The organism is Arthrobacter ginkgonis, assembly GCF_039540195.1.
Classification (GTDB): Bacteria; Actinomycetota; Actinomycetes; order Actinomycetales; family Micrococcaceae; genus Zafaria; species Zafaria ginkgonis.
In genome coordinates, this window is record NZ_BAABEO010000020.1 from 126,979 (window position 1) to 139,795 (window position 12,817).

Genomic DNA, 12,817 nt, shown 5'->3' on the forward strand with positions numbered 1-12,817 from the left:
CCTCAGCTCACCTCTACTCTGTTAAGAGCGCTTCTCATGATGTTGGTTTCGGTGATGTCGCCACCGGTAAATTCCGCGCGGATCCTGCCGCCGTGGACCGTGTAGACGCGGTCGCACAGTCCGACCAGTTCGGGTATCTCGGTTGAGTAGATGACGACGCCGCGTCCGTTGTCCGCGAATTTCCGCATCAGGTCGTAGAGCTCCAGCTTCGTGGCCGCATCGACGCCGCGGGTCGGGTCGAACAGGATAAGGCACCGCGGATCCTGGGAGAGGGTGCGCGCGAAAACCGCCTTCTGCTGGTTGCCGCCGGACAGATCGCCCACTCTTCGGGTGAGCAGTTGACGCGGCAGATTCACCTGCTTGGAAATTTCTTCGGCAAGCCGCAGTTCGCGGCGCTTGGAGATGATCCCGCCCGCGGAATACTTCCGAAGCGATCCAACGGTCATGTTGAACGCGGAGGACATCTCCAGGAAAAGGGCTTCGGTCTTCCGTTCTTCGGGAACCAGGGCCGTCTTGGTTCCGGTCTCGGTCGGCTCCACCACGACCCTGCCCGCCACCAGGGGCATCAAGTTCGCCAGACCATAGAGAAGTTCACGTTGGCCATGGCCTTCCAGTCCCGCTATCCCGACGATTTCGTTCTCGCGAACCGTCAGCGTGGCCTCCTTGAGCCGGGTTCCGACGGCGACGCCTTCCGCCACGAGCACGGGCTTTCCGTCGTCGCGACCACGCGGTTTGGGCGGAAACGTCTTGGAAAAGGAACGGCCGATCATCAGTTCCACCAGTTCATCATCGGTTTTTTCACCGCGCTCGAAGGAACCGACAGTGCGGCCGCTACGCAGGATCGTCCCGCGGTCACAGATCTCTTCGATTTCATGGAGCTTGTGGGTGATGTACACCACCGTGCAGCCCGATTCCTTGAGCCGGCGCAACTGCGTGAACAGCCAGGTCGTATCCGGCAGCGCGGCGGTCGGCTCATCGAGGATCAGAAGCTTGGGGTCGATCGACATCGCGGCGATGATTTCGACCTGCTGGCGGGTGGCCAGGTCGACGTCGGCAATCAGGGCCTCCGGATCGACGTGGTTGGCACCGAACTTGTCAAGAATCCGCGACGCCTTCAGCGCCATCTTTTTCCGTGAAACCAATCCCAGCGGCCCGCGAGGCAGATCCGGGAGACAGAGCTTCGCGGCAATCGTGATGTTCGGCGGTGAGCTGAGTTCCTGGTACGCGATGCCCAGTCCTGCCCGGCGTGCATGCCGCGGATGGCCGAACGGCACTTGATGACCGTCGATCTGGACGGAACCGGTATCAGGGACGACCATGCCTGACAGAACCTTCATGAGCGTGGACTTGCCCGCGCCGTTCTCTCCGAGCAGGCCGTGGATCTCGGCGCGGTCCAGCGTCATCGTCACGTCCGAGAGGGCCTTTGTTGCCCCGAACGACTTCGATATGCCATGGATTTCAACGAACGACATGCTCTATCTCCCTAGCGAATTCCAGTAGGATTGACGCGCTGGCCGCGCTCACGTCCGGACCCGCCGGATCCTCGAAACCACCTCTGCCGGGTCGACCCTGGCTATCTGCAGGACGGTGGGCCACGTCGCCTCCTTGCGCGCTTCGCCATAGCGGTGCTTCTGCTTTGACGTGCGCTTTGTCCAGGTGGCCGCGTTGACGCACAGCCGGGTGGCGGCCAGGGGAAAAACCGCGTCCAGTTCTTCCTCCGTCATTTCGATGACCTCCCGGTAGCCGGCCACCACCTCGCAGAAGGCCGAGACGGGATCGGCTTTCCGCAACATGGCGTAGGCCCCGGCGACTGCGAGTTCAGCCACCCGGATGGTGGTTACGGCGTCGTTGAAGTCCAGCACCCCGGTGAGCCGCACTTCGCCGGAGTCCGGGGGCGTGACCAGGACGTTGAAATCATTGAGGTCCTGGTGGACGGTCGCGGTGGGCAGCTTGTCGAAGACCTGCGCCGCCTCCCGGAACCAGCCCAGAATCGTCTCCACGGCCCGGCGGCATTCCGGATCGGAAACGGCATCGATGGAATTCTCGATGGCTTCCGGGCTGCGGGTGACCTGCCAGTGGTGGGCGGTGAGTCCGGCCGGCTGGACCAGTCCTTCCATGGCCTCGGTAATCTCCGCGGCCACCCGGCCCAGCTGGCGCAGGAGTCTTGGGGGGTGCTCAACCGCAGTGGCCATCAGTTCCCCGTCAATCCAGCTGAGCAGCCGCAGCAGGTAGGGTTCACCCCCTACGGAGACATTGCAGTGAACATCGCCCTGCCGGTTCGGGAGCATCCGGGGAACCTCGACGCTAAGGGGCCGTTGTGCCAGATGCGCCAGAACCGACTCCTGCCAGAGCACTGCATCCCGCGGTGCGGAAGCCGGGGTCAGCTTTGCCAGGAACTTGCGGCCGTGTGCATCGGTCACACAGAGGTTATGGTCTACTTCCCCGCCCAGCACCTTGGCGTCGCTGACCTGCATGCCGTAAAGGTCCCGGATCAGCGTGGCGATTTCGCCCAGCGGAACATCCGAACGATCGCGGTGCCGCACACCGATTGCTTGGTTTTCCGGGCCTGTCGGCATTTTTTCGTACCCTTCCGGTCACCGCGTGAGAGGAGCACGCTGTCACTGTTTCAGGCTTCAAGTACAGCAACCGCGGCTCTGGACGGTCAATGCACAGGGTGCTTAAAATGCGGGCATTCCGTGTGCACCATGCACACAGAGTGTGACATCACGACCGAACCGGGGCACGAGTGAGGAACTGGGCATGGGCTCGACAGAGGTAGGAAGAGTGGCGCAGAGCCTGCTCGAGACCAAACTGGATCAGCTGACCGATATGTCGATGGCCCGGCTGAGGGAAGATGAGACGGGCTACCAGTCCATTAATCTTGCGGACCTGCGCCAGCAGATGCAGCGAACGCTCACGCTGACGCTGATGAGGCTGTCGGGAATGTCCGTTCCCCCCTCGCTCTCGTCCGCCGCCTACGAGACGGGGCAGCTCCGGGCCTACCAAAACCTGGAACTGTCAAGCGTCCTGCACTCATTCCGGATTGACCTGCGCATCCTGTGGGAGGCCATAGTCCAGGAAGGCAAGGCGCTGGGACTTGATACAAGCCCGCAATTCCTGGAAGGACTGGTGGAGGTTTGGGAGGCCGTCGAGGCAAATATCGCCGATGTCATCGAAGGGTACAGGAGAGCGGCGGATCGGGTCAGCCGGCGCTTGGAGGAGATCCGCTCCGCAGCATTCGAACGCTTGCTGCTGGACGGCGAGCGTGATGGCTCCGTCGTCGCCGAGGCCGCCAGGACACTCGACTTCCCGATCGAAGGCAGCTACCTGTGCCTCGTTGGAGCGTTCCCCACGCCAAATCCCGACATCCTCAACCGCAGTCTCGCACGCCTGAACCAGCGGAAAATCAGTTCGCATTTCTCATGGGCAGCCGGCGAACTTGTGGGAGTCATATTGCTGGACACCTCCGCAGACGAGACTCTCCGGCATCTTGATGATTTGCAGCGTTTCACCTGCGGGATCTTCGACGTTCACGGACTGAAGGCGGTTCCGAAAGGACTCCGCCTCGCCCGGGCCGTCATCCGAGGATCGAGCCAGCCGGGAATCCGGCACCTACGGCAAAGCTGGACGGGGGCGTTTGCTTCGGTGGACAGCGAGCTCTCCGACAGCCTTGCCGCCGACATTCTGGCGCCCCTGGAGTCACTGCCGCCCACGGAGCGTGACGCCTGTTTCGAGACCCTGGCAGCGTACGTTGTCAGCGACGGAACGATAACCGACATCTCCAAGATCACTTACCGGCACAGAAACACAATCCGCAAGCGCCTCCAACAGCTGGAATCCGTGACCGGACTCAATTTGGCCCGTCCGGCCGACGTCACAACGATGAGCCTGGCATACGACGCCTATGCACTCCGCGAAAAACGGCGTGCAGACCGCGGCCGCTAAGCCCCGTCACGCTGCCCCTCCGGGCCCGCACCGCCAGAAACCCGCCTTTCTGCTCCCCGGCGTGCTTCCGCTTCGGCGATTCGCTTCCTGAACGCGGCACGGTCGTTGCAACTCCCGGAAATCCGGGCGTTGCAACGACCGATAGAACCCCAGCACCCAGGTGCCGGCAGCCGCCGTCGTGGTTGTTTGTGGTGTGCGGCAGGGGGCAGCTACCGGCCCAGCCCTGCCTTTCGCAGCGCCTCGGCCAGCGCGGTGTCCGGTTCCCGGTCCTGCCGGGAGCCGCCGGCGGGGCGCGGCCGGCGGGCGTCCGGCTGGGTCCGGGCCGGGCGGGCATCCCGCTGGCCGCCCTCACCCTGCCGCGGGTTGGGCCGGCCGCCCTCCTGCCGGGCTGGCCGTCCGGGCTGGTTCCTTCCGGGCTCATTCTTTCCCGGTTCATCGTCCAGGCGCAGGGTCAGCGAGATGCGCTTGCGCGCCGGGTCCACCTCCAGGACCTTGACCTTGACCACCTGCCCGGAACGAACCACCTCCCGCGGGTCGGAGACGAACTTCGTGCTCATCGCGGACACGTGCACCAGGCCGTCCTGGTGCACCCCGATGTCCACGAACGCCCCGAAGGCGGCGACGTTGGAGACCGTGCCCTCAAGGACCATGCCGGGCGTGAGGTCGGAGATCTTCTCCACGCCCTCCTTCAGCGAGGCGGTGACGAATTCCGGGCGCGGGTCCCGGCCCGGGCGGACCAGTTCGGCCATGACGTCGCGCACGGTCGGCAGCCCGAACCGCTCGTCCACGAAGGCGGGGGCGTCCAGGGCGGCGATGGCGCCGGGCGTGTTCCCCGCCGCGGCCAGGATCCGGCGGGCCAGCCCGTAGGCCTCCGGGTGGACGGCCGAGGCGTCCAGCGGCTCGGCCCCGCCGGTGATGCGCAGGAAGCCGGCGCACTGTTCGTACGCCTTGGCGCCCAGCCGCGGGACCTTGAGCAGGTCCCGGCGCGTGGCGAAGGCCCCGTGGGCGTCGCGGTGGTCGACGATGTTGCGGCTGAGCAGCGGCCCGACGCCGGCCACCCGGGCCAGCAGCGCCGGCGAGGCCGTGTTCACGTCCACCCCGACCGCGTTCACGCAGTCCTCCACCACCGCATCCAGGGAGCGTTCCAGCTTCGCGGGGGTGAGATCGTGCTGGTACTGGCCGACGCCGATCGATTTCGGTTCGATCTTCACCAGTTCCGCCAGCGGATCCTGCAGGCGACGGGCGATCGACACCGCCCCGCGCAGGGACACGTCCAGGTCCGGCAGTTCGGCACTGGCCAGCGCGGAGGCCGAGTAGACGGACGCGCCGGCCTCGGAGACCACCACCTTGGCGGCGGTGCGCCCGAACGTCGGGTTCTTCCCGAGCCGGGCCAGCAGCTCCCCGGCCAGCTTGTCCGTCTCGCGGCTGGCGGTGCCGTTGCCGATCGCCACCAGTTCGATCCCGTGCCTCACCGCCAGGGCTTCGAGCACGGCCAGGGATTCCTCCCACTTCTTCGCCGGGGCGTGCGGGTAGATGGTGGCGGTGTCCACGACCTTGCCGGTGCCGTCGACGACGGCGACCTTCACGCCCGTGCGCAGGCCCGGGTCCAGGCCGAGCACGGCGCGGTTGCCGGCGGGCGCGGCGAGCAGCACGTCGCGCAGGTTCGCGGCGAACACGCGCACGGCCTCCTCCTCGGCGGCGTCGAACGCGCGCGAGCGCAGGTCGGCCTCCAGCCGGGCCAGCAGGCGTCCGCGCCAGGCCAGGCGCACGGTCTGGGCCAGCCACTTCCCGGCCGCGGCGTCCAGCGGAGCCGTGATGCCCAGGGACCGGGCGACGGCGGCCTCGTACCCGGCGCGGGCGGTGTCCACCGCGTCCGGATCGTGCGGATCCGCCTCGGCCACCTCCAGCGACAGTTCGCCCTCGCGCTCGCCGCGCAGCAGGGCCAGCAGGCGGTGGCTGGGCAGCGAATCCAGCGGCTGCACGAAGTCCGCGTAGTCGGAGAACCGCGACGCGTCGCCGGGCTTGCCATCAGCGGGGCCGGCCGCCGTGGCCGCCGAACCGGTGGTCCTTGTTCCTGCGGCTACAGACCGGATGCGGCCGCGCGTCCAGAGCCGCTCGCGCAGGTCGGACACCAGCGCGGCATCCTGGCCGGCGCGCTCGGTGAGGATCGCGCGGGCGCCGGCGAGCGCGTCCGCGGACGTGGCGACGTCGGAGTTCAGGTAGCCGGCCGCGGCGGCCTCCGGATCCAGCGCCGGGTTGGCCAGCAGCGCCTCGGCGAGCGGTTCCAGGCCGGCCTCGCGGGCGATCTGCGCGCGGGTGCGGCGCTTGGACTTGTAGGGCAGGTAGAGGTCCTCGAGTTCGGCCTTGGTCCTGGCCTGGAGGACGGATGCCCGCAGCTGCTCGGTCAGCTGCCCCTGCTCCTCGATCGCCTTCAGGACCGCGGCGCGGCGGTCCTCCAGTTCGCGCAGGTAGCGCAGCCGCTCCTCGAGTTCGCGCAACTGGGCGTCGTCCAGCGTGCCCGTGGCTTCCTTGCGGTAGCGGGCGATGAACGGGACGGTGGCCCCGCCGTCGAGCAGTTCGACGGCGGCCTTCACCTGCCACTGTTGGACGCCGAGTTCGGCGGCAAGGGTTTCGATGATGGACGCGTGGACCCGGTCCGTGCCGGTGGTGCTCTTCTGGCTCACCCGATCCAGTGTGCACCATTCCCCCGACAGATCGCCGGTACCCTTAACGGATGCGATTTGCCCGTGTCCTTCCACTGTCCCTGTCCGCGCTGGCCGTTGTTGCCCTGTCCACGGGGTGCGCGGAAATCGCCGACACCGCCAAGCAGGCCGCCGGCGACGCTGCCTCCCAGGTGGCGTCCGACGTCGCCAACACCGCCCGCACCGAGGCCGTGAAGGCGATCTGTGCTCCGGTGAAGGACGGGAAGGTCTCCGCCGGGGACATCCAGGCCCTCTCCGGGTGGGTGCTCGCCGCGGGCGAGAACGGCGTGCCGGCGGAGATCACCGGCCCGCTCCAGCAGATTGCCGAGGCCGGGGACAAGGCCCCCGCCGAGGCCGTCGCGGCGCTGGACGACGCCTGCGACTCCGCGTTGGCCCAGTAGCGCCACGCAGGGGCCAGTGGAGCCGGCCCCAATTCGGCGGTCGCTGTGCCCTATTCTTCGGGCGATTCCTGAGTAGCCTTGAAATATGCGAGTCGCACGTTCATTGCCTCTGGTCCTGTCCGGCGCCGCGATCGTGGCCCTTCTGAGCGGGTGCGGGCCGGGTGGCGGCAGCACGGAGGAAGCCGCCAGCAGCGCCGCCTCCGAGCTCAAGTCGGCCGCCAGCAGCGCCGCCTCCGACGTCAAGGAGGTCGCCAGCAGCGCGGCCTCGGACGTCAAGGGGGCCGCCAGCGGTGCGGCCAGCAGCGCCGCCTCGCAGGCCGGGGACGCCGCCCGGACCCGGGCCATCGCGGGGATCTGCGCAACGGTGGATGACGGAGAGATTTCCGGTGGCGACCGCGCGCTCCTCACCAGTTGGACGCTGGCCGCCGAGAAGATCGGAGTCCCGGCCTCGATCACCGTTCCGCTCAACGACATCGTCGCGGCCGGAAACCAGATCAAGGACGAAGACATCCAGAAGCTGAAGGACGCCTGCGACACGGAGCAGGCCAAGTAGTCCTGCACCGCCGTGGTCCTGCACAACTTAGTCCAGCACCGCGGCGGCGTCCCGGGCCGGGACCGCTAGACGTTCAGCCGGTACCCCCGCTTGATGACGGTGGCGACCAGCCCGGGCGCGGGCAGGGCCTGGCGCAGCCGGCTGACAGCCATGTCCAGGGCGTGGTCGCCGGAGGCCTCGGGCAGCAGCGCCGCCATCTCGGTGCGTGGCAGCACCGTCCCCTGCGCCTCCACCAGCGCCCGGAACAGCGCCAGCTGGGAGCCGCTGAGCTCTGCTTCCCGGCCGTTCAGCTCCACGATGCTGCCGCGGACCGTGCACTCCCCCAGCGCCGTGGCGAAGCGCCGGGTGCCCGCGCCGGAGAGCCGCTCGACGATCTGGCGGATCATCGCCCCCATCCGGAACCGGTCCGGGATCAGCGGCTCGATGCCCGCGTCCAGCAGCGGCTGGGCCGTCACGGGTCCCACCGTCGCCGCGACCAGGGAGGTTTGGAAGGCCTCCAGCAGCTGCGCGTACTTGCCGAGTTGGTGCGCGGCGCTCCACAGGGCATCGACGGCCGGGGCGGAGGTGAAGGTGACCACGTCCAGGCCCCCGGTGCAGGCGGCGTCAATGAGGCGTTCGACGCGTTCGGCGCTGCCCTCGGGCGCCACCCAGCGGTAGGGGGACACGGACAGGACCGTGGCCCCGGCGGCGCCCAGCCGGTCCAGGGACTCCAGGTCCCCGTACCCGTGCAGCTGGACGGCGACGGTGAGTCCGTCGACGCCGTCGGCCAAGGCCCGGTCCACCATGGAGGCGGTGCGTTCGTCGGCGCTGATGCCCTCGTCGTCGAACCCGGCCGCGCGGACGGCGCCGCGGGCCTTCGGTCCGCGCACCAGGATCCTGCACGCCTCCAATGCCGCGGTCAGCTCCTCGCCCAGTCCGTGGGCGTCCGCGGCCTCGATCCAGCGCCGGAACCCGTAGGCGGTGGTCACCAGCAGCAGGTCGGGCCGGGCTTCGATGATGGCCTGGGTCTCGGCCACCAGTTCGGCGTCCTCGGCCACCGGGGCGATCTTCAGAACCGGCGCGTGCAGGATGCTGGCTCCGCGCCGGGTCAGGGCGTCGATGAGGTCTTCGGACCGGCGGTCGCTGGTCACGCCGATCCGGAACCCCGACAGGGGCAGGCCCGCGGGCTCCGGGCAGGGTGGTTCCACTGTCACAGGGACACCGCCGCGGTGCCGGGGAAGCCGGCCAGGTCCGCCACCGCGCCGGAGAGCAGCGCATCGTGGCCAACGGCCACCACCTCGCCGATCACGATCACCGCCGGCGAGGCGCACCCGGCGGCCGCAGCCGCGGGAACCAGGCCGTCGAGCCGGGCGACGGTGCTGCGCTGGGAATCGGTGAAGCCGCGTTCGACGATGGCGGCCGGGGTGGCCGGGTCCAGCCCGTGGCGCAGCAGCCCGGCGACGGTCTGCGGAAGCGTGGCGACACCCATAAGGACAACAATAGTGCCGCCCAGCCCGGCCATGTGCTTCAGCTCGGCCTCGGAGAAGGGATCGTGGCCGCTGGCCACGGTGAACATGCGGCTCACCCCGCGGTGGGTCACCGGGATGCCGGAGGAGCCGGGCACGGAGACGGCGCTGGTGATGCCCGGGACCACGGTCACCGGGATCCCGGCGGCGGCGCACGCGGCGACCTCCTCGCCGCCGCGGCCGAAGACGAACGGGTCGCCGCCCTTGAGCCGCACCACCGACTTGCCGGCGAGCGCGGCCTCCACGATCATCGCCTCGATCTGCCGCTGCGGCACCTTGTGGTGCCCGGGCAGCTTGCCGACGTCGACCAGTTCGGCGCCCGGGGCGAGGGCCGCCACGGTGCCGTAGGGCCCCAGCCGGTCGTAGAAGACGACGTCGGCGCGCGCCAGCGCGGCCAGCCCGCGGGCGGTGACCAGGTCGGCCGAGCCGGGGCCGCCGCCGACGAGGGTCACGTGCCCGCTGTCGTGCGCAGCCTCCTCGCGCACCAGCAGCAGCCGGCGTTCGCGGCACAGGGCGGGCAGGATCTTCCAGCCCGGATGCCCGTCCTCGACGGCGACCAGCAGGCTGGCCCGGCCCAGGACCGCGGAGACCTGCCCCAGCCCGGCGGGGGTGGCGACGGCGATGACCTCCGCGCCCTGGGCACGGTAGCGGGCGGTGGCGCGCCGCGCGGCACGTTCGGCGCCGGCGACCAGGACGGTGTGGCCGCGCAGGTCGGCCGTTCCGAACAGCGTGGCGGACGGGTTTCCGGGGGTGGTGTTCATGGTCCTACTCCTCGCCGAGGGTGGTGGTGGGGGCGCCGACGGGGATGGCGGCACCGAGCGGGACCGGCCCGTTGGGGCGGCGCATGCCGCGCTCCTCGACGTAGGCCAGCGACTCGTCCTTCTGGTCCGGGGCGTTGACGAAGGAGCGGAAGCGGCGCAGGCGGTCGGGGTCGTTGAGGGTGGCGGCCCATTCGTCCTGGTAGTTCTCGACGTGGCGGGCCATCGCGGCCTCCAGCTCCTCGCCCAGGCCCAGGGAGTCCTCCACGACGACGGCGCGCACGTGGTCGATTCCGCCGTCGAGGTCATCCATCCAGTGGGCGGTGCGCTGCAGCCGGTCCGCGGTGCGGATGTAGTACATCAGGTAGCGGTCCACGTACTTCACCAGGGTGGCGTCGTCCAGGTCCTGGGCCAGCAGCTTGGCGTGGGCGGGGTTGGCGCCGCCGTTGCCGCCGACGTACAGGTTCCAGCCGTCGGCGGTGGCGATGACGCCGACGTCCTTGCCGCGGGCCTCGGCGCATTCGCGGGCGCAGCCGGAGACGCCCATCTTGAACTTGTGCGGGGCGCGCAGGCCGCGGTAGCGCAGTTCCATCTGGATGGCCATGGCCACCGAATCCTGAACGCCGTAGCGGCACCAGGTGGAGCCCACGCAGCTCTTGACGTTGCGCAGCGCCTTGCCGTAGGCCTGACCGGATTCGAAGCCGGCCTCGACCAGTTCCTTCCAGATGTCCGGCAGCTGCTCCAGCCGGGCGCCGAACATGTCGATGCGCAGGGCGCCGGTGAGCTTGGTGTAGAGGCCGTACTTCTGCGCCACGTGGGCGATCACGCCCAGCTTCTCCGGGGTGATTTCCCCGCCCGGGATGCGCGGGACCACCGAGTAGGTGCCGTCCTTCTGCATGTTGGCCAGGGCGCGGTCGTTGGTGTCCTGCAGGGTGCCCAGCCCGGCGTCGAGCGGGTAGGCGGAGTGCTGGGAGGCGAGGATGGAGGCGATCGCGGGCTTGCAGATGTCGCAGCCCAGGCCGGTGCCGAAGCGCTCCATGACCGCCTCGTAGGAGGCCAGGCCGGCCAGCCGCACGGCCTCGAAGAGCTCGGCGCGGGAGAACTCGAAGTGCTCGCACATGGCCTTGGAGACCTCGATGCCGCTCTTGGTGAGCTCCTGCTCCAGCAGCTTCTTGAGCATCGGCACGCAGGATCCGCACTGGGTGCCGGCGCGGGTGCAGGACTTCAGCCCGGCCAGTTCCTGGACCGGCTCCTGGCCCTCGCAGGCCCCGCAGCCGCCGACGGCGTCGCGGATGCTCCCGGCGGTGACGTTGTTGCAGGAGCACAGCACGGCGTCGTCCGGCAGTTCGGTCTCGGGGGCCTCTCCCCCGCCGGCGGCGGAGAGGTAGGCGCCGGGTTCGGCCGGCAGTTCGCGTCCCAGCAGCGGGCGCAGCGAGGTGTAGGGGGCGGCGTCGCCGACGAAGATGCCGCCGAGCAGCGTCTTGGCGTCGTCGCTGACCACGACCTTCTGGTAGACGCCGCGGGCCGGGTCGGCGTAGACGACCTCCAGCGCGCCGTCGGTCTTGGCGAACGCGTCGCCGAAGCTGGCCACGTCCACGCCCGAGAGCTTGAGCTTGGTGGCGGTGTCGAAGCCGGCGAAGGTGGCGTTCCCGCCGTTGAGGCGGTCCGCGACGATCTCCGCCATGGTGTTGGCCGGGGCGACCAGGCCGATGCACATGCCGCCGAAGTTGGCGACCTCGCCCACGGCCCAGACGTGCTCGACGTCGGTGGCGCAGCTTTCGTCGATCACGATGCCGCCGCGCACGCCCATGCGGAAGACCGGCGCGAAGTCCGCGTCGTCGAGCTCCTCGACGGGCACCCCGGCGGTTTCCGCGGCGGCGGCCTTGGCGCGGCCGTTGAGGGTGCGGGCCAGCTCGTCCCGGGGACGGACACCGATCGAGACGATCACCATGTCCGCGGGGATGACGCGCCCGTCGGCCATTTCGACGCCGGTGACGACGGTTTCCCCGTCCACTTCCTCGGTGAGGACGGCTGAGGGGAAGACGCCGCCGTGGACCTCCAGGCCCTTTTCGGCGATGAGGCGGCCCATGGCCTGGCCGGCGCCCTCGTCCAGCTGCGTGCCCATGAGCCACTTGCCGCCGTCGATGACCACCGGGTTGGCCCCCAGGGACTGCACCCCCGCCGCGGCCTCCAGGCCCAGCAGGCCGCCGCCGATGGTGACGGCGTTGATGGTGCGGCCGAGCTTCTCGGTCAGCCGGGCCACCTCGGAGTTGATGCCCCACACGTCCTCGAGGTAGCGGTAGACGTGCGTGTGCTCGTTGCCCGGGATCGGCAGGGTGGCGGCGTTGGATCCGGTGGCCAGGACCAGCTCGTCGTAGCCGAAGCGGCGTCCGTCGGCGGTGAGCACTTCCCGGGCCGGCAGGTCCAGGTCCACGGCGCGGGCGCCGGTGACCAGTTCGACCGCCGGGTTCTGCCACAGCGCTGGGTCGCCCAGCGTCAGGTCCACGTCCATCTGCGTCAGCGCCTTGGACAGGGCCACGCGGTCGTAGGGGACGTGCGCCTCCTCGGTCAGGACGGTGACGTGCATGCCGTCCAGGCCGCGGGCGGCCACGGCCTCGGTGAAGCGATGGGCGGCCGGTCCGCCGCCGACGACCACGATCCGGCGCACGCCGGCCGGTGCCGTGCTGTTGGTTGCCGTGCTGTCGGTTGCTGCGCTCATGGTGTCCTCCGGTGTGGCTGGTGGGGCGGCGACTGGTGCGCCGGTGTTCCTGCCTTCCACGGTAGGCAAGTGCTTTTGCCCCCGAGTGTCCCCAGTGTTTCGGCTGCGCAACGTTGATTTCAGGATTCCGCGGAATCCCGGTGAGAGGGCCGAAACATGCCCGAAACACCGGCCCCAAAACCGGGCCCGGGGCCCGAAAAATGCCTCCACGCGTTTTAACGGCCAGTGCCCCCG

At 69.4% G+C, this 12,817-nt stretch carries 9 protein-coding genes; 3 read left to right on the forward strand and 6 right to left on the reverse strand.

Features of this window, described 5'->3' with window-relative positions; genetic code table 11:
- Positions 1-2: 2 nt before the first annotated feature.
- Both ABD912_RS15700 and ABD912_RS15705 read right to left on the reverse strand, forming a co-directional pair.
- The gene (locus ABD912_RS15700; protein WP_345152191.1) at positions 3-1,472 is read right to left on the reverse strand and encodes a sugar ABC transporter ATP-binding protein; all 1,470 of its coding nucleotides are present in this window, start codon (positions 1,470-1,472) and stop codon (positions 3-5) included.
- Between the two features lie 48 nt (positions 1,473-1,520).
- Positions 1,521-2,576, reverse strand: coding sequence for a phosphotransferase (locus ABD912_RS15705; RefSeq protein WP_345152193.1), 1,056 nt, complete (start codon positions 2,574-2,576; stop codon positions 1,521-1,523).
- Positions 2,577-2,784: 208 nt separating this feature from the next.
- Here ABD912_RS15705 and ABD912_RS15710 point away from each other — a divergent pair, with 208 nt between their 5' ends.
- Positions 2,785-3,945 carry a helix-turn-helix domain-containing protein gene (locus ABD912_RS15710; RefSeq protein WP_345152195.1) on the forward strand — a complete coding sequence of 387 codons (1,161 nt, stop codon included), beginning with the start codon at positions 2,785-2,787 and terminating at the stop codon, positions 3,943-3,945.
- Positions 3,946-4,154: 209 nt separating this feature from the next.
- Here the strand turns inward: ABD912_RS15710 and ABD912_RS15715 are convergent, their stop codons facing one another.
- On the reverse strand, positions 4,155-6,629 hold the full coding sequence (locus ABD912_RS15715) for a Tex family protein (RefSeq protein WP_345152198.1): 2,475 nt from the start codon (positions 6,627-6,629) through the stop codon (positions 4,155-4,157).
- Between the two features lie 50 nt (positions 6,630-6,679).
- Here ABD912_RS15715 and ABD912_RS15720 point away from each other — a divergent pair, with 50 nt between their 5' ends.
- Both ABD912_RS15720 and ABD912_RS15725 read left to right on the forward strand, forming a co-directional pair.
- On the forward strand, positions 6,680-7,048 hold the full coding sequence (locus ABD912_RS15720; protein ID WP_345152201.1) for a hypothetical protein: 369 nt from the start codon (positions 6,680-6,682) through the stop codon (positions 7,046-7,048).
- Between the two features lie 85 nt (positions 7,049-7,133).
- Positions 7,134-7,601 (forward strand): hypothetical protein, encoded by a 468-nt coding sequence (locus ABD912_RS15725; protein ID WP_345152202.1) that lies wholly within the window; start codon positions 7,134-7,136, stop codon positions 7,599-7,601.
- A 65-nt stretch (positions 7,602-7,666) separates the two neighbouring features.
- Here ABD912_RS15725 and ABD912_RS15730 read toward each other — a convergent pair whose 3' ends face one another.
- The 3 genes from ABD912_RS15730 to nirB are packed head-to-tail and all read right to left on the reverse strand — an operon-like array spanning position 7,667 to position 12,583.
- On the reverse strand, positions 7,667-8,794 hold the full coding sequence (locus tag ABD912_RS15730; RefSeq protein ID WP_345152204.1) for a uroporphyrinogen-III synthase: 1,128 nt from the start codon (positions 8,792-8,794) through the stop codon (positions 7,667-7,669).
- A complete protein-coding gene (gene cobA, locus ABD912_RS15735; RefSeq protein WP_345152207.1) occupies positions 8,791-9,867 on the reverse strand; it encodes a uroporphyrinogen-III C-methyltransferase in 1,077 nt (358 codons plus the stop codon). Before cobA ends, ABD912_RS15730 begins: the two co-directional genes overlap by 4 nt.
- A gap of 4 nt (positions 9,868-9,871) precedes the next feature.
- Complete coding sequence (gene nirB / locus ABD912_RS15740) at positions 9,872-12,583, reverse strand: nitrite reductase large subunit NirB (protein WP_345152209.1); 2,712 nt, start codon at positions 12,581-12,583, stop codon at positions 9,872-9,874.
- Positions 12,584-12,817 lie beyond the last annotated feature (234 nt).